This is a genomic window from Pseudomonas sp. B34(2017), from assembly GCF_002112915.1.
In the GTDB taxonomy this organism is placed as follows: Bacteria; Pseudomonadota; Gammaproteobacteria; order Pseudomonadales; family Pseudomonadaceae; genus Aquipseudomonas; species Aquipseudomonas pharyngis.
This window is the reverse complement of record NZ_NEJA01000004.1, coordinates 636,520-657,077: the sequence shown is the minus strand read 5'-3', so window position 1 is coordinate 657,077 and position 20,558 is coordinate 636,520. Positions and strand designations below refer to the sequence as shown.

Here is a 20,558-nt window from a genome sequence, read left to right as displayed (position 1 = left end):
GCTCGGGTAGCGGGAACGAGGACGTTATACCGTGGGCAAACGCGGTGAGCGCCAACCTGACAAAGTTGTAATCTGCCTGTCAGGTCGCTGCCAGCGCAGGCGGGCTAGAGTTTCCCACAGGCTGAACCTTGATTTGTTGGAGTACGACTATGTTTTTGCGCAATCGTCTGGCCCTTGCCGCGTGTCTGCTGGCGCTGAGTTCGCCGCTGTGGGCAGCGCCGGCGCACACCTATGACTTCGGCCAGCCGGCCCCGGCGGCCAAGGCCACTCGCAGCATTGAAGTGGTGATGGGCGACATGAGCTTCGATCCGAAGGCGATCGAGATCAAGGCTGGTGAGACCGTTCGTTTTGTGCTGGTGAATAAAGGCCAGTTGCTGCATGAATTCAACCTTGGCGACGCAACGATGCATGCAAAACATCAGCAGGAAATGTTGCAGATGCAGCAAAGCGGCATGCTTACGCCGACCGGCATCAAGGAAATGTCCCACGACATGGCGGGCATGGATCACGGCTCGATGGGGCATGGCATGAAGCATGACGACCCCAACAGTGTGCTGGTGGAGCCCGGTAAAACCGCCGAGTTGACCTGGACCTTCAGCAAAGCGGTGAACCTGGAATTTGCCTGCAATATTCCCGGGCATTACCAGGCCGGAATGGTCGGCAAACTGACTGTCAGTCAGTAAGCACTCAATGGCGGGAGCAAAGGCTGGTAGAATCCGCTGATTCTTCAGTCAGGTTTCCGCCATGCATCCCGCAGCCGAACATTCGCCGCTGGGCAAATCCAGCGAATACATCGCCACGTACACACCGTCCCTGTTGTTCCCGATCCCGCGCACCGCGAAATGGGCCGAGCTGGGCCTGACCGCCGAAACCCTGCCGTATAAAGGCGTGGATTTCTGGAACTGCTTCGAACTGTCGTGGCTGCTGCCGTCGGGTAAACCGGTGGTCGCGATCGGTGAATTCAGCATTCCGGCGGATTCGCCGAACATCATCGAATCCAAGTCGTTCAAGCTGTACCTGAACTCGCTGAACCAGACGCCGTTCGCCGATATCGCGAGCCTGGAAGCGACGCTGGTCAAGGACTTGTCTGCCGCTGCCGGCAAACCAGTGGGTGTGCGGGTTCGCAGCCTGAAAGACGTCGAAGCCGAAGGCGTTGTCGCGCTGCCGGGTGTGTGCATCGACGATCTGGATATCAGCGTCAGCAACTACGAACACCCGCGTCCCGAACTGCTGCGCTGTGACGATTCGCGCGTGGTGGAGGAGAGCGTGCACAGCCATCTGCTCAAATCCAACTGCCCGGTGACCAGCCAGCCCGACTGGGGCAGCGTGGTGGTGGAATACCGTGGCGCGGCGCTGGATCACGCCAGCCTGCTGGAATACATCGTCAGCTTCCGTCAGCACTCGGACTTCCATGAGCAATGCGTGGAGCGAATCTTCCTCGACCTGCAGCGCCTGCTGAAACCGGAAAAGCTCACGGTATTTGCGCGTTATGTGCGCCGGGGCGGGCTGGACATCAACCCGTACCGCAGCACTGAAAGCGTGCAACTGCCGAACCATCGTCTGGTTCGTCAGTAACCCGTATCGCAGACATGAAAAAGCCCTGCCAGTGATGGCAGGGCTTTTTTGCATTCGCGGGTTTCAGATGCCCATGCTGACCAGGGAATTCATGATGTTGCGCAGTGCGCCGGCGATGGTGGGGTGATCAACTTCAAAGCGCTCAACGGCCAGGTTCACGCCATCGGCAATGTTGGAGTCCTTGGTTTTGGTTTCCAGTTCAAGTTCCAGTTCGATCTGTTCCATCAGGGCATGTAGATCAGCGCGCTCGGCTTCGGTCAGCGGAGGATTTTGATCCAGTTGCTCGCGCAGGGCATTGAGCTGTTTCTGCAGTTCTTGAGCGGGCATGGTTGTTTCCTTTTATCGAGAGGCACTGGCATAGACCGCAGCTGTGCGCCAAAGGTCTATGGCTCTCCTTAAGACTAATCCACTCTTGCCCAACCTGCATGATCCCGGTCAGGGCTTTTCGCCTTTGAGGCGACGCAGGTTGATGTCCGCGAGGCAAGTGTCGAGCTCGCCCAGATGATCGATCACCGAGTGCACGCCGAGGCTGAACAGTTGCACGGTCGCCTTGCCGCGCAGTTGTTCGCGCTCCTTCTGGCTCAGGGCCTGCCATTCACTTGGCGCCAGTCCGCACAGTGAGCCGCAGGACGCCAGGCCAATGGTCCACAACCCGGCATTGAGGCCCGATTGCAGCAGGCGCGGTTCGCCGCTGACCAGTACGCAACCGTCGAGGCGATCAACGTTCAATCCCATCAACGCTTGCCAGCAGGCGTTGGGCGCCGGCCAAGGATTGATTGTTGCCGAATATTGCGATGGTTTGATCCAGTCTGGCAGCGCCGATGCCAGTACCTGAGTGCTCGCGATGGACAACTCATCCAGCCAGGCGCAGGGAATTTGCTGGCGCTGCAGGCTGCGCAGGCTGTCGAGGGCGCCGGGTGTGACGTCGGCGTGTTCCGGGCCGACGCTGGTTTGATGACGGGCGCGGGCGCCGAAGTCCACCAGACAGCCGCTGAGTCCGAACAGCACGGCGGTCAGCGTCGGTGCCGCGAGGGGCAAGGCTTCGGCTTGATGCATGGAAAACGTCCCTGAAATAGCGATCAGGCTAAGCGTCAGCGGTGACAGTTACGTGACAGGTGAATGACGAAGCGTCCTACAGAGGGTTTCACCGGGGAACTGCCTAAAGCGCCGTTTCCGTCTTATACTGACGCACTAATCGCCGCGGCCCAGGTGCTGCGTCCGTACTATCCAAGGAGTTTTCTATGCGCTGGAGCCATCCTCTTGCTCAGCTTTGTGTATGTGCCAGCGTAATGCTGGTGCCGTTCGCCGCTCAGGCCGCAACGGAAGAAGATCCTTGGGAAAGCGTCAACCGTCCGATTTTCCAGTTCAACGATTTCGTTGATACCTATGCGCTGAAGCCGCTGGCGCAGGGTTACGAATTTGTTACTCCGCAATTCCTGGAAGACGGCATCCACAACATGTTCCGCAACGTCGGTGATGTCACCAACCTGGCGAACAACATTCTTCAGGCCAAACCGGCCGCCGCTGGCGTCGACACCGCGCGCCTGATCTTCAACACCACGTTCGGCCTGCTCGGATTCTTCGACGTCGGCACCAAAATGGGCCTGAACCGCAGCGACGAAGACTTCGGCCAGACCCTCGGCTACTGGGGCGTCGGCAGCGGTCCTTACGTGATGCTGCCGCTGATGGGCCCGAGCACCCTGCGTGACGCGCCGTCCAAGTACGTCGACAGCTTCACCGGCCCGTATCGCTACATCAACGACGTGCCGGTGCGTAACTCGATTTTCGGCCTGAACATCGTCGACACCCGTGCCAGCCTGCTGTCGAGCGAGAAGCTGATCAGCGGCGACAAGTACACCTTCATCCGCAACGCCTACCTGCAGAACCGCGAGTTCAAGGTCAAGGACGGGCAGGTTGAAGACGATTTCTGATCTCGATTGATCGGTATGAAAGGGCGACCGCGAGGTCGCCTTTTTTGTGGGCGCGTCCAATGATTGGGTTACGGTTGAAGCCGTTCTTATAACTGCGAGTGATTTGACAAACAAAGTCTCCAAGCGACCATCGGCGCATGCTTGAAACGCTCGAAGGATGGGAGTACCGTCTGCGCCTTAGAAGGGCACCTCTGGTGCAACCGTGTGCGGGGCAAACGCTCCGAAGCGGTGCAGCAGAGAGGCTAGAAAGCGAATCCAGTAGTCTGCGCCGGGCCGTTGCCCCGCCTGCTACGCCAACCTAATTCTGGCGCCGTTTGCCCACATGCCAAAAACCAGTGCCACGCTGCTGATAATCGATGATGACGAAGTAGTGCGCGCGAGCCTCGCGGCCTATTTGGAAGACAGTGGTTTCAGCGTCTTGCAGGCCAGTAACGGCCAGCAGGGTCTTCAGGTATTCGAGCAAGACACGCCCGACTTGGTCATCTGCGATCTGCGCATGCCGCAGATGGGCGGTCTCGAACTCATCCGTCAGGTCACTGAGCGGTCGCCGCAGACACCGGTGATCGTGGTCTCGGGCGCCGGCGTGATGAATGACGCGGTCGAGGCCCTGCGCCTGGGCGCGGCGGATTATCTGATCAAGCCTCTCGAAGATCTGGCCGTGCTCGAGCACTCCGTGCGCCGGGCCCTGGATCGTGCGCGTCTGCTGCTGGAAAACCAGCGCTACCGCGAGAAACTGGAAAAGGCCAACCGCGAACTCGAAGCCAGCCTGAACCTGCTCCAGGAAGACCAGAACGCCGGTCGCCAGGTGCAGATGAACATGCTGCCGGAAAGTCCGTGGGCCATCGACGAATTCAGGTTCGCGCACCAGATCATCCCGTCGCTGTACCTGTCGGGTGATTTTGTCGATTACTTCCGGGTCGACGAGCGCCGGGTGGCGTTCTATCTGGCGGACGTTTCGGGTCATGGCGCCTCTTCGGCGTTCGTCACCGTGCTGCTGAAGTTCATGACCACGCGCCTGCTGTTCGAATCCAAGCGCAACGGCACGCTGCCGGAATTCAAGCCTTCGGAAGTCCTCGGTCATATCAACCGGGGGCTGATCAGTTGTAAGCTGGGTAAACACGTCACAATGGTCGGTGGAGTCATCGACGAGGAGACCGGTTTGTTGACCTATAGCATCGGCGGCCATCTGCCGTTGCCTGTGTTGTACACGCCTGACAGTGTTCGCTACCTCGAGGGGCGCGGTCTGCCGGTGGGGCTTTTCAACGAAGCCACCTACGAAGACCACGTGCTCGAGCTGCCACCGACGTTCAGCCTGACGCTGATGTCTGATGGCATTCTGGATCTTTTGCCAGAGCCCACACTCAAAGAGAAAGAAGCCGCTTTACCGCAAAAGGTGAAGTCGGCGGGCGGCAGCCTGGATGGTCTGCGGCAGGTTTTTGGATTGGCCACGCTAGGGGAGATGCCGGATGATATCGCCCTGTTGGTGTTGAGCAGGAATCTTTGATGAGTACCGGTAGAATCCAGTTCGCCGAGCAGGACGGCACCTTCGTCCTGAAGTTCGTCGGTGAAGTTCGCCTGACCCTGTGTTCGGCGTTGGATGCGACTATTGAAAAAATCTTCACCGCGCTGAATTTCAACGCGATCGTGATCGATTTGACCGAAACCCGCAGCATCGACAGCACCACGTTGGGCCTGCTGGCCAAACTGTCGATCCTGTCGCGGCAGAAGGTCGGCCTGCTGCCGACCGTGGTCACCACCCACGAGGACATCACCCGTCTGCTGCAGTCGATGGGTTTCGAGCAGGTGTTCAATATCGTCAACCATCCCGTGCCGTGCCCGGAATGCCTTGATGACCTGCCGGATCAGGACCAGTCGGAAGAGGTGGTGCGGATCAAGGTGCTCGAAGCGCACAAGATCCTCATGGGCCTGAACGACTCCAACCGCGAAGCCTTCCATGACCTGGTGAATGCCCTCGAACGGCACTGATCAGCCAGGCCGCGAGGCACAAAAAAGGGCGAACCTGTGAGGGTTCGCCCTTTTTGCGTTTGCGCTTGGCCGATTACAGCTTGGCTTGCAGCAGCGCCTCGAGTTTTTCCTGGTCGCGGGCAAACTGACGGATGCCTTCGGCCAGTTTTTCGGTGGACATCGCGTCTTCGTTGGACAACCAGCGGAATTGCGCTTCGTTGAGGCTCAGACGCGCCTCGCCAGCGTGGCCCGGAGCGAGTTTGCGTTCCAGCTTGCCGGTGTCGGCTGCCAGTTTCTCGATCAGGTCCGGACTGATGGTCAGGCGGTCGCAGCCGGCCAGTTGCTCGATCTGACTCAGATTGCGGAAGCTCGCGCCCATGACCACGGTCTTGTAGTCATTGGCCTTGTAGTAGTTGTAGATGCGCGTCACGGACTGCACGCCCGGATCGTCGGCACCGGTGTAGTCGTTGCCGTTGGCCTTCTTGTACCAGTCGTAGATGCGGCCCACGAACGGCGAGATCAGGAACACACCGGCATCGGCGCAGGCAGCGGCCTGAGCGAAGGAGAACAGCAGGGTCAGGTTGGTCTGGATGCCTTCCTTTTCGAGGATCTCGGCGGCGCGGATGCCTTCCCAGGTCGAGGCGATCTTGATCAGTACGCGGTCACGGCCAACGCCGGCCTTGTCGTACAGCTCGATCAGGCGGTGGGCGCGTTTGAGCACCGCGTCCTTGTCGAACGACAGGCGCGCATCCACTTCAGTGGAAATGCGGCCCGGAATGACCTTGAGGATTTCCTGACCGACCGCGACGCCGAAACGGTCGCTGGCCAGGCCGACATCGCCCTTGCAGTCGCCGACGCTGGCGTTCAGCAGTTCGGCGTAGGCCGGGATGGCCGCTGCCTTGAGCAGCAGGGAAGGGTTGGTGGTGGCGTCGACCGGTTTGACCCGGGCAATCGCTTCGAAGTCGCCGGTGTCGGCCACGACGGTGGTGAACTGTTTGAGTTGTTCCAGCTTGGAAGTCATGAGCGTGCTCTGTCCTATGGGTCTGGTGACATTACCCGAGCGCCGACAGCCACTCAAGGGCATGTCGGCGTATCGAGCGTCCCGGTGGCAACAACCTGAAAACGGCTGTTTGAAAGGCGGGGCGCGTTATCGATCAATACGATGCCAAAAAGAACCACAGGTTCAAAGCAACTGACCCGCTGTACGGCTTAATCGGCGTTCAAATGCGTCGAGACCGCCGTCTGTGCCGGTTTCGGCTGGCCGTCGGAGGTCAGCAGGCCGAAATTCTTCTCCCGGTCGTTACTGCCCGACTCGCTGTTCTTCCATTCATAAATCGACGTCAGCGGAATGTTGAGTTTTTTAACATCGGCGATAAACGCAGCGATTTTACTGGCTTGCCCTTCCGGCCCGCCGTTGGAGGCGAGCGCCGAGACGCCCCATTCACTGATAACGCCCGGCAGACGGAAGTTTTGCTGGATGAAGGTCTGCGCGTTACTGATCTGGGTCGCGGTCATGCCGTAAGGGTGATAGGAAATGGCATCCAGGCACTCAGGATAAGTGCCGAGGATGCTGTTGAGGGCCACGGTCGAGGCGGAGCCGGCCGTCGGCGGACGGGCAAAACCGAAGCCCACCAAAGGCGTCGATTGCGGTTTGCCCTGCAGCGTCTTGCACATGGCCGTCATGAACGGCACGAAGGTGTTTTTGAAGTCTCCAGTGGGCCAGTAGGTGTCGAGGTCCGGCTCATTCCAGATTTCGATCCCCACCAGTTGCGCGCTCCAGGCTTGCTCAAGCCCGCTCACCGCGTTGGCAAAGGCTTCACCGGCGGTGGTCAGGTCACCGGTCAACGGTTTGGTGGCGCGAACGGTCATCAAGACCGGCAACCCGGCGGACCGCGCCGTCGCAAACGCATCGCTGATCTGTTTCTGGTAGGTCTTGCCGCCGAGGCTGTCGCTCCAGACGCCAAAGCGCACAAAGCTGAATCCGGCTGCTTTGATCTGCTCGGCGTCCGCCGGGGTGAAGTTCTGGATCTTGACCTGAACGCCAATGGTTCGGGTGGGCAATGACGGGAACAGCGTACTGGCGTGAACCTGCGCGGTGGCACTGAGCGTCAACAGGGCGGCGGCACCCAGATGTTTGAGATGTGCTGATTTCATGTCGGCTCTCCTGATGAGAATGACATCTAGCGAAGGGTTATCTCGTTACACAGGTTTCGAGGGCAATATGGATGCTAAGTGCACGAATGTTATTTTTTGTCGGAAAACTTTCGCCTGAAAATCACAGTTATTTTTAGTCCGGTAATTCTGGTTGGGGGACTTTTAGAGGCCGTGGTACTTAATGCATCGGTATTAAGGGTGAATCTATTTCCGAGTGAAGGAAGGTCTTGCGGGTTCATTCGAATTTGCAAGGCATGTTGGCCGATTGACATTACACGGGAAAGTAAACCTTGTTCAAAAAGATTCTTGTCGTTTGCGTAGGCAATATCTGCCGAAGTCCGACAGCGGAACTTCTGTTGCGCAATGCACTGACACCCTCGGCGATCAGCGTGACCTCCGCAGGCCTGTCTGCACGGGTCGGCGAAGGCATGGAGTCGACCGCGCGCCAGGTGCTGGAAGACCGCGGGCACAGTGCCGAAGGGTTCAAGGCGCGGCAACTGACAGCAGACATCGTCAATGAATCAGACCTGATTCTGGTGATGGAAAAACAACATGTTAATCAAGTACTGAAGATTGCCTCTCACGCCAGGGGCAAAGTGTTTCTGCTGGGCAAGTGGCAGAGCGAACGAGAAATACAGGACCCGTATCGTCAGGGGCAGGCCGCTTTTATTCATGCCCATGCATTGATTGAAGATGCTGTTAGCTCATGGGCGCAACGCCTGGCGCGTTGATGAATATTCTTCAGTTCAGTGAATGGTAAGAAAGACTTATGCAGTTACCGTCAGTAATCGGCACCCGCGACAACGATCAAGACAGTATTGATCTTCTCGGCATCTTCGGCAGCCTGATCGATCAGAAATGGTTGATCGGTGCGTTCACCGGCGCGTTCATGATGACCGGTGTGGCCTATGCGATTTTGGCCACGCCGGTGTACCCGGCCAACGCGCTGGTGCAGGTCGAACCGAAAAAGAACGACATGCTCGGTTTTTCCGACCTCAACAGCATGCTCGGCGGGCAATCGCCATCGGTGACCGAAATCGGCATCATCAAATCCCGCGCGGTAATCGGCAAAACGGTCGACGACCTGCGCCTGGATATCGACGTCACCCCCAACACCTTCCCGCTGATCGGTGGCTTTCTTTCCCGGCGCTATCGCGGTGAGACCGAACTCAGCGTCGCGCCGCCGCGTTTCGGTCTGAGCAGCTACGCCTGGGGCGGTGAACGCCTGGAGTTTGCCAAGCTCAATCTGCCCAAGGAACTGCTGGGCAAGAAACTCACCCTGATTGCCGGCGAACAACATCGCTTTCAGCTGTTGGATGATAACGACAACCTGCTGGTCGAAGGCGTGGCGGGCGAAGCCTTCGCGCAGGACGGTGTAGAAGGGCAGGTCGCGCAACTGTTGGCCAATCCCGGAACCCGTTTCGAAGTGGTGCGCAACCCACGAATCGTGACCATCCAGGGTTATCAGGACGCGCTGGACATCTCCGAGCAAGGCAAGGAGTCCGGCATCATCCGTCTGGCCCTGGCCAGCAGCGACGCCGCCGAAGCGGTGAAGATCCTCAACAAGATCGCCGCGCTGTACGTCGATCAGAACGTGCGCCGCACCTCCGCCGAAGCGGCGCAAAGCCTGGCCTTCCTGCAAAGCCAGTTGCCGCAGGTCAAGCGTGACCTGGCCAAGGCCAGCGATGCGCTCAACGCCTACCAGACCCACGGCAAGACCGTGAACATCTCCATGGAAACCCAATCGGTGCTCGGCCAGTCCGTGGCGCTCGAAACGCGGATTTCCGAGCTGAAACTGCAACAGGCGGAGATGGATCGCAAGTTCACCAAACAGCACCCGGCCTACCGCGCGCTGATGACCCAGATTGGCGAATTGACCCAGCAACAGCGCTCGCTGGAAGGCAAGGTCCAGGACCTGCCGGCCACACAACAGGAACTGCTCAACCTGACCCGCGATGTCGAAGTTGCCTCGCAGATCTACACCCAGTTGCTGAACAAATCCCAGGAGCTGGACATCGTTCGCGCGGGCGCTGTGGGTAACGTGCGTCTGGTGGATACGGCGGATGTCGACCTGACCAGCCCGGTCAAACCGAAAAAAGCCCTGATCGTGTTGATCGCCACCTTCCTCGGCGCCTTCGTCGGCGTGGCGCTGGTGCTGTTGCGCAAATCCCTGAGCAAGGGCCTGGAAGGGCCGGAAGCCATCGAGCAGCTCGGCTTGCCGGTCTACGCGTCGATTCCCTACAGCGCCCTGCAACAGGAAGAGGACAGCAAAAAAGTCCGGGCCAAAGTCGCGGCGGACACGCCGGCGTACCTGCTGGCCCTGCGCAACCCTACGGACCTGTCCATCGAATCGATCCGTAGCCTGCGCACCTGCCTGCACTTCGCCGCACTGGATTCGACCAACAACCGCATCATGATTTCCGGCCCGAGCCCGCAGGTCGGCAAGACCTTCGTCTCTTCCAACCTCGCAGCGGTCATGGCCCAGAGCGGGCAGCGCGTGGTGCTGATCGACGCCGACATGCGCAAGGGGCATCTGCACAAGACGCTGAACACGCCGATCACCAACGGCTTGTCGGATCTGCTGGTCAAGCGCTGCACCCTCGATCAGGCGATCAACAAGGTCGAGGTCGACAACCTGCACTTCATCAGCCGTGGCCAGGTCCCGCCTAACCCTTCCGAACTGTTGATGCACGCCAATTTCCGCGACCTGCTGGCGCAACTCAGCGAGCGCTATGACGTGGTGATCATCGACACGCCACCGCTGCTGGCCGTGACCGATGCGGCGATTGTCGGTCGCGAGGCCGGCATCAGTCTGATCGTCGCGCGGTTCGGGGTAAACCCGGCCAAGGAAATCGAAATGACGATCCGGCGTTTCGCCCAGAACGGTATCGAGTTGAAAGGCGCGGTGTTCAACGGCGTCGAGAAGCGCGCGGCCAGCTATTACGGCAACGGCAGCTATTACAACTACGAATACGCGTCCGACCAGTCCTGAAATTCAGCGACGGTTCTTACAGGCATGAAAGTGGGGGAGTTGTGAAAAAAATACTGCACGTGGCGGAAACGATCAAAGGTGGGGTGGCGACGGTCATCCGCACAATTTCGGCGGCTCCCGAAGACGGGCGCTATGAGCTGGTGTATCTGGTCCCGCTCGACCAGAAGAAAGAGCTGCACGGCATCGATCCACAGCAGATCCGCACCTTCGCCCGAAGCGGGCGGAATGTGCCGTCGCTGCTGCGTTTTGCCTGGCAACTGGCGCGGGTCCTGCTCAAGGAAAAACCCGACGTGGTGCATTTGCACAGCACCTTTTCCGGGGTGATCGGCCGTTGCGTGTGCGTGCTCCTGCGGCCGTGGCGCAAGCCGAAAATCGTCTACTGCCCCCATGCGTTCTCGTTCCTGATGGAAAGTTCGCCGATCAAGCAGAAACTCTATGCGGGGATCGAACGGGTGCTGCAGAAGGTCACGGACACGATCATCTGCGTCAGCCAGTTCGAACTGGACAAGGCCGCGAAGTTTGGCATCGAGCGCAAGCGCATGACGCTGATCTACAACGGCATCGATCACAAGCATGAAGAACGCAAGGCCAACGATCCGGCACCGATTCATCTGCTGTTCGTCGGTCGCCTCGACTATCAGAAAGGCTTCGACGTATTGCTCAAGGCTTACAGCGAAGCAAAGCGCAGCGACCTGAAACTGACGGTGGTGGGCAGTGCAGTGAACGAGGACGTGGTCGAATGTCCGCCGCTGGACGGGGTGGAATACCTGCCCTGGGTGACGCCAACCGAGGTTCACGCGCTGTATCAGAAAGCCGATGCGCTGATCGTGCCGAGCCGCTGGGAAGGCTTTGCCATGGTGCCGCTGGAAGGCATGGCGCTGGGCCTGCCGGTGATCGCCAGCGACTGCACGTCGTTGCCCGAACTGGTCACCCATGGTGTGTCCGGTTACGTGTTCCCCGCCGGTGACCACCAGGCGCTGGCCGATCGCCTGAAGAAAATCCAGAAGCCTGCGTTGTCGGCCCTCGGCATCGAAGGTCGGCGCATCGTCCGCGAGCGTTTCAGCGCCGCGTTGATGATCCGCCAGACCTACGACGTGTATTCCGCTCCCTCTTATTAAGTAGAACTCCGCTCATGAACGTAACGATTTTGCATGGCTACAGTGCCTCCAATTCCGGCGATGGTCTGCTGGTCGATCTGGCTATCGCGCTGGTGCAGCGCAACTTTGGCGAAGACACCGCGATCAGTGTGGTGGCTTCCGATCCGGACTCTTTCAAGTACCTGCCGCACCCGCGCTTCGATGCGCCGGTGATGGCGGCCAAGGGCCTGGGTCGGGTCAAGCAGGCAGTGTTCCTCAATCAGTCCTACGCCGGTCTTGCGGATCTGTTGAAGAAAACCGATCTGATCGTCGGTGTTGGCGGCGGCTACATGCGCTCGAAAAGTGCCTTCGAGCACATCAAGCTGAAACTCGGCCACGCCAAGCAGCTGGAAACCGCGATCCTCAGCAAAGTGCCGTCGGTGTACCTGCCGCAAAGCATCGGGCCATTTCACGGCGACAGCGACAAGATCGTCGGCCATTACGCCAGCGCCGACGCGGTGTTCGTGCGCGATAACCGCTCCTCGGCATTGTTCGATGCCTGTGAAAATGTCTACCGCGCGCCGGACCTCGCGGTGCAGGCCCTTGCCGGCAAGATCCTCCAGCAACCCAAGTTCACCCGCTGCGCTTCGACGCCGGCCACGGTGTGCGTGGTGCTGCGTAAACCGCCGGCATGGAGCAAGGAAAAGAAGCTCGCCTACGTGGCCAACCTGAAGGTGCTGCTGCAGCGCTTGAAGAACAAAAGCAAAGTGGTCTGTGCCGTACAGAGCGCCGTGCGCGGTAACGATGACGGCGCGTTCTATCGCGAACTGGGCATCACCGAAGACCTGTTGCCACTGAAAGCAACGCTGGCCAAATACCAACCGGACCTGGTGATTTCCGTGCGCCTGCACGGCGCAATCGAATCGCTGCTCTCGGGTGTGCCGGCGTATCACATCAGCTACGAACGCAAAGGCTTCGGCGCCTATCAGGACATGGGCGTCGAGGACTGGGTCATCAACGGCGGCGACATCAATGTCGACACTATCATCGACACGGTTTACGCGCCGGACGCGCTGTCGAATTTCGGCAAACGCCTGACCGACACCTGCCGCGAGATCGAGGCGAAAACCGTGGCCATGGACGACATCATCAAGGGCGTCATTCGATGATATTCCGGCTGTTGCTGCGCGGCGGAGCACTGGGCGCGAAGTTCTTGCTGGTGCTCGCCATCACCCATTACCTCGGTTACGAGGCGCTGGGTTTTTACGGCGTGGTGGTCGCGGCGTCGTTGATCGCGTCGAAGTTCTACAGCGTCGGTTTCAGTTCCGAAATCAATCGGCTGATCAGCGTGGGCGGCAGTTCGCGCCGGGTCGTGGACAAAGTGCTGCTGCTGTACCTGGCCGTGGGCCTGGCGTTGTCGGTGCTGACGGTGGTGATTTATTCGCTGTTCCAGTCGGTGGAAGCGACGGCTGCGCTGATCGCCTGCGTGACGCTGGTGCTGCTCACCGAACACCTGTCGTTCGAGATCAACTCGTTCGTGTTTTCTGCACAGAAAGCCACGGCGGGTGCGCTGCTGTTCTTCATCAAGACCGGGCTCTGGGCGCTGCTGGCCGTGGGCGGGATGGCGCTCGGTTGGGTGTCCGCAATCGCCAGTGTGTTGTGGCTGTGGGTCATCGCCAACGTGCTGGTGATTGTCGCCGGTTACCTGATCGTGGTGAATGTTCATCGCGGGCGGGAAGAGGGGACGCTGGCCACCGCCGCCGTGTGGAAAGCCGGGTTGCCGTTTTACCTCGGCACTGGCCTGATCGCGCTGAGTCAGTACGCCGAACGCTTTCTGATCATCGACCTCGAACCCTACGCCAGCCTCGGTAAATACGTGTACGCGTGGTCGGCGGCCAACACCTTGCAGGCTTTGTCTTACGCGGTGGTGGCGGTGGTCGGCATTCCGCTGCTCGCCAAGCGTTATCAGGCCGATCAGCAACCGTTCACGGTCCGGCAGTTGTTCGTGAACAAGTGGGTCGCGCGTTCGCTGGTGGTGTCGGCGGCGGTGGCGGTGGGCATTTATCTGTTCTTCAACGTGGTGCTCGATTACGTCGCCACCAGCGTTCCGCGTCCGGACAACGGCATCCTCGGCGTGCTGATTTTCTCCTTCGCCCTGCGCGCCATTGGTGACATCGTCTGGGGCGGATTGATCGCGTCGAAAAACAGTCGGGTGTCCCTCGCCAGTGCGGCCATTTGCCTGTTGGTTTCAGTGCCGGTCAGTTACCTGCTGATCAAGCATTATTCGATCTACGGCGCGGCCTGGGGCAACGTCTTCGCGATCACCGTGCAGCTCGGCGTGATTGCGCTGCTGACCCGTGCCACGCGGGCGAAAAAGGCTGTCGTGTCATGGGCCTGAAACTGCCGTGCATCGAGTTTCGTGGTCGCCGTCTCGATTCGTCGCTGTCGTTCCTGATCCTGTTCACCGGGCTGTTTCTGTCCGTGGCCATGCCGCTGCTGGTGCCGCGCGATCCGGGCCCGGATGCGATGACCCTGTGGTCGTCCTATGCCCGGGCCGACAACTGTAATTTCTGGAACCCGTTCTCGCCGGATCGCTCGTCCTACGAGTGTTCGGCATTCCTGCTGCGGCCCACCGGGATCAACCTGACCAACGCCTGGGCCTACGGGATGTTCTGCAACTTTTTCCTCACGGCGATTCCCGTGGTGGTGTTCCGGCGCATGCCGCTGACCATCTTCGGAACCCTGTGCCTGTGGGGCATCGTACGTTCGTTTTTTCTGGAAAACCTGACCAAGGAAATCATCGTGTCGGTGGCGGTGTTGAGCATTCTGTTCAGCTCGCTGACGCGCAAATATCGCGGCGGATTTTTCCTTTCGGCGGTGATCTACGGCGTGCTGATCCGGCCTTACTGGATTCTGTTTTCGCTGTCCTGGGTCGGCGTCTGCGTGATGAAGAAATACGTCTCGCGCACCACCTTCTTCCTGATGCTGTTCCTGTTCTATCTCGCGGTCGCCATGGCGATCCAGCTGGCGCTGGGCTTTCCGGTGTCGTCGATTCGCGCCAGCAACAACGAACTGCGCACGGCGGGCGAAGAGGGGTCCAAATCGCTGATCGTCTCGTGGCTCAGCGGCAGCGATTTCGTCTCGCAGGCCCTGGACTCGATGATCATTTTCTTCCGCTTGTCGTTTCCCGTTGAGCTGATCCTGCTGTCCGGGCCGGGCCAGGTGATCTTCGTGGCGTTGATGATCATGACCGCGCTGCTGCTGTTCAAAGTCATCACCTCGACCGATTACAAGGGCGCACCGATCCAGACCAAACCCAAGGAACTGATCGCGATTCCACTGGCGTTTCTATTGGTTCAGGGCTTGTTCGAGCCGGACTTCGGTTCGTTCGCCCGGCACTTTTCGATGGTGGTGCCGGTGCTGTTCGTGGGCCTGGGGTTGATGCTGCGGGCGAACAAACCGGCGAAGGTTGAATCAAGAATTCTGAATTGAGGCGGGTGCTTTATGTCGAGCAAGAAAAAGTCCCTGGAGATCGAAACCCTGCGTGGCCTGGCGTGCCTGTTGCTGGTGCTCTATCACGTGATCGGGCCGTTGGGCGGTGGTTTGAAAATCGACATCGGCTCGCCGTTCCGGGTGATCGCCGATTCGATGGTGTACGTGCGGATGCCGCTGTTCACCTTCATCTCCGGCTACATCTATTCCCTCTACAAGATTCGCGGTAATGACTTTTCCGCGTTCTTCAGCGGCAAGGTGCGGCGCCTGATCGTGCCGCTGTTTTGCGTCGGTGTGCCGTTCTCGGTGTTGCAGGCGGTGGGGCCGGGCGTGAACAAGGACGTCAGCGTGATGGATGCGCTGTTGTCGTTCTACGTGCCGATCAACCACTTCTGGTTTCTGCAGGCGGTGTTCATCATTTTCATGTTCGTCGGCCTGCTGGAGTGGCGCGGTTTGTTGCGTACACCGACGCGCCTGTACCTGTTGTTCGCCTTCGCGGCGGCGGTGTTCCTGTTGCCGCCGTTTCCCGTGGACGCGTTCGGCATCAACGGGGCGATTTATCTGCTGCCGTTCTTCGTGGCGGGCATGATCGGCCAGGAGAAAGTCAGCGAGCTGAAGCAGACGTTCAAGGTGATCGGCCCGCTGGTATTTGTGCTGATCTCGCTGACGCTGCTGTACGTGGCGGCGGTGGATCGCGAACTGATCGTCGACCGCCGCAGCCTGATCGGCCTGACGGTGGGCTGCGTATCCTGCATCGCGTTACTGTCGAGTGACATGCGCTCGAAGACGTTGACCTGGCTTGGCGGTTACTCCTACGCAATTTTCCTCTTTCACGTATTGTTCGCCGCTACGTCGCGTTCGATCCTCGGCCGCCTGGGTGTGAAGGACGAAAGCGTGCTGGTGTTCTGCGGTTTGACGTGTGGCTTGCTCGGGCCTGTGGTGTTGTCGATGATTTTCAGCCGCTTCAACTTCACCTCCGTGCTGTTCCTCGGCGAACGTGCCGCGACCAAAAAGAAGCCGGCGGCGACCATTGCCCCGGTGGCGCAGATTCGATGAAGGAAGCGATTCATGCTGGCTGTTGATGATGTGCCGCCGATGGCGGCGTCGGTGGTGCAGGTCGGCGACGCTCGCGAGCGGTTTGGCCAGTGGCGCGAAGGCAAGGCCGGCAAGGTGTTATCGATCTCGGTGATCGGCGACAGCTACAGCGCGGGGCAGGACTTCTACCTGAACAAACTGGTGCAGCGCGTGGCCGGAGAGGTCGGGTTTGCCGGGCCGGGGTATGTCGGGTTCAACCACGGTGCAGCGCTCGGCGGCACGCATTTCAAGTACACCCGCAGCAGCGAAAAATACTTCGGCGGCGACTGGCAGGTCTCCGGCCTCGGCCAGGCCAGCCCCGACAGCCGCACGGTGACCGGCCACCCCGGCGCCTGGCTGCAAGTCGAGGCCAGCCCGACGCCTGCCATCAACACCGCAGTCACTCAGGCGAAACTGCTCTACCTCGGCAACGGCGAGTCCAGTGAGTTGCGTTATCGCTGGTCACCCTCCGCCGACTGGCAGCCGTTGAAACTCGCGGGCGAGGGCGTACAGGAAGTCCCGCTGTCCGGCACATCGGCAGCGACCGATTGGGCCTTAAGGCTGGAAGTGGTGAAAGGCGCGCCGACCCTGTTCGGCCTGTGGCTGAGCAACGATCAGAACGGGGTTCGGGTGTCGAAACTGGCGGCGTCCGGCGCGGCATCCGCTGATTTCTACCACGACGATGCCCGCTGGCAGGCGCAGTGGAAAGCTGTGGTATCGAAGATTCCCGCAGACATTTACCTGATCATGCTCGGTGGCAACGATCAGGGTTTTGGCGTGAAGCCCGAGCAGTATCTGCATAACGTTCAGGGGCTGGTCGGCATGCTCCGCGAGATTCAGCCGGCGGCTAGCATCAACCTGATCCTGCGTCAGGACACCACCCGCTCCAGCGCCTATCCGATGTCGGCTTATGCGCAGGTCATCGAGCCCTGGGCCCGTGAGCAGCGTCTGGGTTATGCAAATCTGCAATGTGCGTTCGGCACCGACGTCAAACGCTACGCAGCGGCCATGATCGGGCCGGACAAGATTCATCCGGTGCCGGCCACGGGCGGGCGGGTGATTGCCGATTACTTCTATCGTTGGGTCGTGGGCGGACAGCAAAAAGTCTCGCCACAGGATAGCTGTGGCGAGACTTCGAAGTAGCCGTCAGTTGTCGAACAGATCCAGATGGCTCAGCAGCTCTGCGGTTTTCTGCGGCATCAACTGCGTCACGCAACGGGTTTCCACATTGACAATGATCGCCGGGTCGTTGCAGCAGATCCGCACCCGAAAACGCCAGTCGCTGAAGATCATCTTCAGGCCGTCGCGGTCATCGACCTCCAGCGCCTGCTCGCCGTAGATCCGTTTCAGGTGGGCGAGCAGAGGATAGGGATCGCGCATCGGTCGGCGTATGTCCCCGGACGAGGGAAACACGCCGAGACGGTCGACCAGCAGCAGGGTGCCCAGCCACGGGCCATTGGCGCTGGGCAATGGCTGATGGCGGGATAACCAGCTCATCACCCCGAGGTTGTCCACCTCACGTTCAATCTCTGCGGAATGTTGTGCAATGTTCATGGTTGCCTCGTTGGATGTGCGTGCCGCAATGAATCAGTGGGGGCCGCTCAGCGGCCCTTCAGGTAAACGTTGTCGTAGCAGAAGTTGGTCGCCTGCAGGTAACCCTCGGCGTCGCCGCAGTCGAAGCGCAGCCCCTTGAATTTGTAGGCCAGCACGCAACCGTTCTGCGCCTGTTTCATCAGGGCGTCGGTGATCTGGATTTCGCCGCCCTTGCCCGGCTCGGTGTCGGCGATCAGGTCGAAGATGTCCGGCGTGAGGATGTAGCGGCCGATGATCGCCAGGTTCGACGGTGCGTCTTGCGGGGCCGGTTTTTCCACCATGTGGTTGACCCGGTAGATGCCCTCGGAAATCGCTTCGCCGGCGATCACGCCGTACTTGTGGGTCTGGTCGCGCGGCACTTCCTGGATGGCGACGATCGAGCAGCGGAATTTCTTGTACAGCTCGATCATCTGCGTCAGTACGCCGTCGCCTTCGAGGTTCAGGCACAGGTCGTCCGCGAGAACCACAGCGAAGGGTTCGTCACCGATCAACGGGCGGCCGCTGAGAATCGCGTGGCCCAGGCCTTTCATTTCCACCTGACGGGTGTAGGAGAAGGTGCAGGTGTCGATCAGCTCGCGAGTACCGGCCAGGAACTTCTCTTTCTCGGTGCCGCGAATCTGGTGTTCGAGTTCGTAGCTGATGTCGAAGTGGTCTTCCAGTGCGCGCTTGCCCCGGCCGGTGACGATGGCCATGTGTTGCAGGCCGGCGTCCCGTGCTTCTTCAACGGCGTATTCGATCAACGGCTTGTTGACGATCGGCAGCATTTCCTTGGGCATGGCTTTGGTGGCCGGCAAGAAACGCGTGCCATAACCGGCAGCGGGGAACAAACATTTACGGATCATAAAAGTTTCCTGGTCATTCATGGCGCACTGCCATCGTTTATTGCAATAACGAAGGTTGCAAGTTATTGAAGCTGTACTTTAATACCTGACTCGGGAGATGAGTGGCAAATAGCAATGAGTGTAAAACACGACAATGTTATGAGATGTCGGTTTGACAGTTATTGGTTATTTTTAGTCGGCATCCGTTGATAGTGATGAATGCGCGGGAGTGCTAATAAGTACCAGGCAATACAGTTTGGCTTGTAAAAATATTTATAGCCAGTGATTGAACTGTTTTTGTTTCTGGTTGTTGTCGCGCGGTTTGTGTGAATCAAGACACACATTAAACAAACAGCGCTTGACACGCGAGTTGGCACTTTTCCCACTTATGGACCGCGCTATGAAGATTCTGGTAACGGGTGGCGCCGGCTATATCGGCTCGCACACCACACTTGCACTACTTGAAGCAGGTTATGAAGTTGTAGTTCTGGATAATCTTTGCAACAGCAGCGACGCCGCCTTGCACGCGGTAGAAGCCATTTGCGGCAAAAGTGCGCTGATGATTCGCGGGGATGTCTGTGACCGGGCCCTGCTGGACCGGATTTTCCAGCAGCACGCCATCGATGCCGTACTGCATTTCGCCGGGCTCAAGGCTGTCGGCGAGAGCGTGCGCAAGCCGCTCGAATACTACGAAACCAACGTCAGCGGCAGCATCACGCTGTGCCAGGCAATGGCAGCGGCGGGGGTGTTCCGACTGGTGTTCAGCTCGTCCGCCACGGTCTACGGCGAGCCGGCGCAGATGCCGATCCGCGAGGATTTCCCGACCGGCACTCCGACCAATCCCTACGGCCAGTCCAAGCTGATCGTCGAGAATGTGCTGCGCGACCTGTGCCAGTCCGAACCGCGCTGGAGCATCGCGCTGCTGCGCTACTTCAACCCGATCGGCGCGCATCACAGCGGGCAGATGGGCGAAGATCCCAACGGCATTCCCAACAATCTGGTGCCTTACATCAGCCAGGTGGCGGTCGGCAGCCTCAAGGAGTTGTCGATCTTCGGCGACGATTACCCGACAGTCGACGGCACCGGCGTGCGTGATTACATCCACGTCGTCGACCTGGCGGACGGGCACCTGAAAGCCCTGCAAACCATCGCCGACCGTACCGGCATTCATACCTGGAACCTCGGCACCGGCGACGGCTACAGCGTGTTGCAGGTGCTGCGGGCTTTCGAACAGGCCTGTGGGCAGCCGGTGCCTTACCGGGTAATGCCACGGCGTTCCGGGGATATTGCCGAGAGCTGGGCCGACGCCTCCAAGGCCGCCAAGGAACTCGGCTGGAAAGCCACACGCAACTTGCAGGACATGGTCACCGACACCTGGCGCTGGCAATCGAATCATCCCCGGGGTTATCAGGGATGATGGCGTTTTAGTGCAATGTTAGTTTCAGTCAGGTTGTTAGATATCGTCGGGAAATTAGACTGGCAATGCCTTTTGCAAGTCCGTAGATATAAACCTGCCGTTCGACTTTTATCAGTTGCGTAAGACTGTGAAAGAACAACGGATCTTGTTCGCGCTTTTTGCGACTTGAACTCTACCACCTCTAACCAACACCCGATGTTCAGGTGCGATGTTAGAAAGGAGTTGATATGAAGAAAGTGATGGCGATCGCCCTGTTGACGATGTTGAGCAACTGGGCCTCCGCAGCTGAAGCGCCGCTTACAGCAGTGACCAATGTATCTGGCAGTGTTGCGGCTTCTACAGCGCCTGCTGCCAGTACTGCCATGGTCGCCAGTGCTGTAGCGGCGTCCAACAGTGGTGGAAGTGCCAACGGCGGTACAACGGGTACCACCGGTACCACGGGTACAACCGGCACGCACAACTAACTGA

21 protein-coding genes are annotated in these 20,558 nt (G+C 59.3%); 15 read left to right on the top strand and 6 right to left on the bottom strand.

Annotation, left to right across the window (positions count from 1 at the left end; translation table 11 throughout):
- The first annotated feature begins 149 nt into the window (after nucleotides 1-149).
- Together CAF80_RS16430 and queF are read left to right on the top strand one after the other, a co-directional pair.
- Nucleotides 150-683, top strand: a complete 534-nt coding sequence (locus CAF80_RS16430; RefSeq protein ID WP_074689235.1) for a plastocyanin/azurin family copper-binding protein — start codon at nucleotides 150-152, stop codon at nucleotides 681-683.
- 61 nt (nucleotides 684-744) lie between these two features.
- Entirely contained in the window at nucleotides 745-1,575 is an 831-nt protein-coding gene (queF, locus tag CAF80_RS16425) for an NADPH-dependent 7-cyano-7-deazaguanine reductase QueF (protein ID WP_085608218.1), read from the top strand.
- Nucleotides 1,576-1,638: 63 nt separating this feature from the next.
- On the opposite strand, the gene CAF80_RS16420 is transcribed toward queF, so the two are convergent.
- Both CAF80_RS16420 and CAF80_RS16415 read right to left on the bottom strand, forming a co-directional pair.
- On the bottom strand, nucleotides 1,639-1,902 hold the full coding sequence (locus CAF80_RS16420; RefSeq protein ID WP_085667456.1) for a DUF4404 family protein: 264 nt from the start codon (nucleotides 1,900-1,902) through the stop codon (nucleotides 1,639-1,641).
- A 108-nt stretch (nucleotides 1,903-2,010) separates the two neighbouring features.
- Entirely contained in the window at nucleotides 2,011-2,631 is a 621-nt protein-coding gene (locus tag CAF80_RS16415) for a hypothetical protein (protein ID WP_039772779.1), read from the bottom strand.
- Nucleotides 2,632-2,816: 185 nt separating this feature from the next.
- Between CAF80_RS16415 and CAF80_RS16410 the strand changes: the two genes are divergently transcribed.
- The 3 genes from CAF80_RS16410 to rssC all read left to right on the top strand — a co-directional run bounded on the left by CAF80_RS16410 (nucleotide 2,817) and on the right by rssC (nucleotide 5,492).
- A complete protein-coding gene (locus CAF80_RS16410) occupies nucleotides 2,817-3,506 on the top strand; it encodes a VacJ family lipoprotein (RefSeq protein ID WP_011335174.1) in 690 nt (229 codons plus the stop codon).
- Nucleotides 3,507-3,828: 322 nt separating this feature from the next.
- Nucleotides 3,829-5,010, top strand: a complete 1,182-nt coding sequence (gene rssB, locus CAF80_RS16405) for a two-component system response regulator RssB (RefSeq protein WP_041475374.1) — start codon at nucleotides 3,829-3,831, stop codon at nucleotides 5,008-5,010.
- Nucleotides 5,010-5,492: an anti-sigma factor antagonist RssC gene (rssC, locus tag CAF80_RS16400; RefSeq protein WP_003226553.1), complete on the top strand. Its 483-nt coding sequence runs from the start codon at nucleotides 5,010-5,012 to the stop codon at nucleotides 5,490-5,492. The genes rssB and rssC overlap by 1 nt, the downstream gene beginning before the upstream one ends.
- A 73-nt stretch (nucleotides 5,493-5,565) precedes the next feature.
- Here the strand turns inward: rssC and tal are convergent, their stop codons facing one another.
- Together tal and CAF80_RS16390 are read right to left on the bottom strand one after the other, a co-directional pair.
- A complete protein-coding gene (gene tal / locus CAF80_RS16395; protein ID WP_085667457.1) occupies nucleotides 5,566-6,492 on the bottom strand; it encodes a transaldolase in 927 nt (308 codons plus the stop codon).
- Nucleotides 6,493-6,680: 188 nt separating this feature from the next.
- Nucleotides 6,681-7,625, bottom strand: coding sequence for a glycosyl hydrolase family 5 (locus CAF80_RS16390; RefSeq protein ID WP_085667458.1), 945 nt, complete (start codon nucleotides 7,623-7,625; stop codon nucleotides 6,681-6,683).
- Between the two features lie 290 nt (nucleotides 7,626-7,915).
- Here CAF80_RS16390 and CAF80_RS16385 point away from each other — a divergent pair, with 290 nt between their 5' ends.
- The 8 genes from CAF80_RS16385 to CAF80_RS16350 are packed head-to-tail and all read left to right on the top strand — an operon-like array spanning nucleotide 7,916 to nucleotide 17,402.
- Nucleotides 7,916-8,356 carry a low molecular weight protein-tyrosine-phosphatase gene (locus CAF80_RS16385; protein WP_039772775.1) on the top strand — a complete coding sequence of 147 codons (441 nt, stop codon included), beginning with the start codon at nucleotides 7,916-7,918 and terminating at the stop codon, nucleotides 8,354-8,356.
- 38 nt (nucleotides 8,357-8,394) lie between these two features.
- Entirely contained in the window at nucleotides 8,395-10,617 is a 2,223-nt protein-coding gene (locus CAF80_RS16380) for a polysaccharide biosynthesis tyrosine autokinase (RefSeq protein WP_085667459.1), read from the top strand.
- Nucleotides 10,618-10,658: 41 nt separating this feature from the next.
- Nucleotides 10,659-11,735, top strand: coding sequence for a glycosyltransferase (locus CAF80_RS16375; protein ID WP_039772773.1), 1,077 nt, complete (start codon nucleotides 10,659-10,661; stop codon nucleotides 11,733-11,735).
- Between the two features lie 14 nt (nucleotides 11,736-11,749).
- Nucleotides 11,750-12,862, top strand: a complete 1,113-nt coding sequence (locus CAF80_RS16370; RefSeq protein WP_039772772.1) for a polysaccharide pyruvyl transferase family protein — start codon at nucleotides 11,750-11,752, stop codon at nucleotides 12,860-12,862.
- Nucleotides 12,859-14,091, top strand: coding sequence for a polysaccharide biosynthesis C-terminal domain-containing protein (locus CAF80_RS16365; RefSeq protein WP_064598088.1), 1,233 nt, complete (start codon nucleotides 12,859-12,861; stop codon nucleotides 14,089-14,091). Before CAF80_RS16370 ends, CAF80_RS16365 begins: the two co-directional genes overlap by 4 nt.
- Nucleotides 14,082-15,185, top strand: a complete 1,104-nt coding sequence (locus CAF80_RS16360; RefSeq protein ID WP_039772770.1) for a hypothetical protein — start codon at nucleotides 14,082-14,084, stop codon at nucleotides 15,183-15,185. Before CAF80_RS16365 ends, CAF80_RS16360 begins: the two co-directional genes overlap by 10 nt.
- Nucleotides 15,186-15,197: 12 nt before the next feature.
- On the top strand, nucleotides 15,198-16,241 hold the full coding sequence (locus CAF80_RS16355) for an acyltransferase family protein (protein ID WP_074689227.1): 1,044 nt from the start codon (nucleotides 15,198-15,200) through the stop codon (nucleotides 16,239-16,241).
- A gap of 12 nt (nucleotides 16,242-16,253) precedes the next feature.
- Entirely contained in the window at nucleotides 16,254-17,402 is a 1,149-nt protein-coding gene (locus CAF80_RS16350; RefSeq protein ID WP_074689225.1) for a GDSL-type esterase/lipase family protein, read from the top strand.
- A 3-nt stretch (nucleotides 17,403-17,405) separates the two neighbouring features.
- On the opposite strand, the gene CAF80_RS16345 is transcribed toward CAF80_RS16350, so the two are convergent.
- Together CAF80_RS16345 and galU are read right to left on the bottom strand one after the other, a co-directional pair.
- Nucleotides 17,406-17,813 carry a mannose-1-phosphate guanylyltransferase gene (locus tag CAF80_RS16345; RefSeq protein ID WP_039772767.1) on the bottom strand — a complete coding sequence of 136 codons (408 nt, stop codon included), beginning with the start codon at nucleotides 17,811-17,813 and terminating at the stop codon, nucleotides 17,406-17,408.
- 47 nt (nucleotides 17,814-17,860) lie between these two features.
- On the bottom strand, nucleotides 17,861-18,694 hold the full coding sequence (gene galU, locus CAF80_RS16340; protein ID WP_007951629.1) for a UTP--glucose-1-phosphate uridylyltransferase GalU: 834 nt from the start codon (nucleotides 18,692-18,694) through the stop codon (nucleotides 17,861-17,863).
- Between the two features lie 379 nt (nucleotides 18,695-19,073).
- Between galU and galE the strand changes: the two genes are divergently transcribed.
- Both galE and CAF80_RS16330 read left to right on the top strand, forming a co-directional pair.
- Nucleotides 19,074-20,090, top strand: coding sequence for a UDP-glucose 4-epimerase GalE (gene galE / locus CAF80_RS16335; RefSeq protein ID WP_039772766.1), 1,017 nt, complete (start codon nucleotides 19,074-19,076; stop codon nucleotides 20,088-20,090).
- Between the two features lie 227 nt (nucleotides 20,091-20,317).
- Complete coding sequence (locus CAF80_RS16330; protein WP_003226528.1) at nucleotides 20,318-20,554, top strand: hypothetical protein; 237 nt, start codon at nucleotides 20,318-20,320, stop codon at nucleotides 20,552-20,554.
- The last annotated feature ends 4 nt before the right edge of the window (nucleotides 20,555-20,558 follow it).

Coding starts and splice junctions, on each gene's coding strand:
- CAF80_RS16330 (WP_003226528.1), top strand. CDS start 20,318: ATGAAGAAAGTGATGGCGATCGCCCTGTTGACGATGTTGAGCAACTGG.
- CAF80_RS16390 (WP_085667458.1), bottom strand. CDS start 7,625: ATGAAATCAGCACATCTCAAACATCTGGGTGCCGCCGCCCTGTTGACG.
- queF (WP_085608218.1), top strand. CDS start 745: ATGCATCCCGCAGCCGAACATTCGCCGCTGGGCAAATCCAGCGAATAC.
- CAF80_RS16380 (WP_085667459.1), top strand. CDS start 8,395: ATGCAGTTACCGTCAGTAATCGGCACCCGCGACAACGATCAAGACAGT.
- galU (WP_007951629.1), bottom strand. CDS start 18,694: ATGATCCGTAAATGTTTGTTCCCCGCTGCCGGTTATGGCACGCGTTTC.
- rssC (WP_003226553.1), top strand. CDS start 5,010: ATGAGTACCGGTAGAATCCAGTTCGCCGAGCAGGACGGCACCTTCGTC.
- CAF80_RS16430 (WP_074689235.1), top strand. CDS start 150: ATGTTTTTGCGCAATCGTCTGGCCCTTGCCGCGTGTCTGCTGGCGCTG.
- CAF80_RS16365 (WP_064598088.1), top strand. CDS start 12,859: ATGATATTCCGGCTGTTGCTGCGCGGCGGAGCACTGGGCGCGAAGTTC.
- tal (WP_085667457.1), bottom strand. CDS start 6,492: ATGACTTCCAAGCTGGAACAACTCAAACAGTTCACCACCGTCGTGGCC.
- CAF80_RS16370 (WP_039772772.1), top strand. CDS start 11,750: ATGAACGTAACGATTTTGCATGGCTACAGTGCCTCCAATTCCGGCGAT.
- CAF80_RS16360 (WP_039772770.1), top strand. CDS start 14,082: ATGGGCCTGAAACTGCCGTGCATCGAGTTTCGTGGTCGCCGTCTCGAT.
- CAF80_RS16345 (WP_039772767.1), bottom strand. CDS start 17,813: ATGAACATTGCACAACATTCCGCAGAGATTGAACGTGAGGTGGACAAC.
- CAF80_RS16410 (WP_011335174.1), top strand. CDS start 2,817: ATGCGCTGGAGCCATCCTCTTGCTCAGCTTTGTGTATGTGCCAGCGTA.
- CAF80_RS16355 (WP_074689227.1), top strand. CDS start 15,198: ATGTCGAGCAAGAAAAAGTCCCTGGAGATCGAAACCCTGCGTGGCCTG.
- CAF80_RS16415 (WP_039772779.1), bottom strand. CDS start 2,631: ATGCATCAAGCCGAAGCCTTGCCCCTCGCGGCACCGACGCTGACCGCC.
- CAF80_RS16350 (WP_074689225.1), top strand. CDS start 16,254: ATGCTGGCTGTTGATGATGTGCCGCCGATGGCGGCGTCGGTGGTGCAG.
- galE (WP_039772766.1), top strand. CDS start 19,074: ATGAAGATTCTGGTAACGGGTGGCGCCGGCTATATCGGCTCGCACACC.
- rssB (WP_041475374.1), top strand. CDS start 3,829: ATGCCAAAAACCAGTGCCACGCTGCTGATAATCGATGATGACGAAGTA.
- CAF80_RS16420 (WP_085667456.1), bottom strand. CDS start 1,902: ATGCCCGCTCAAGAACTGCAGAAACAGCTCAATGCCCTGCGCGAGCAA.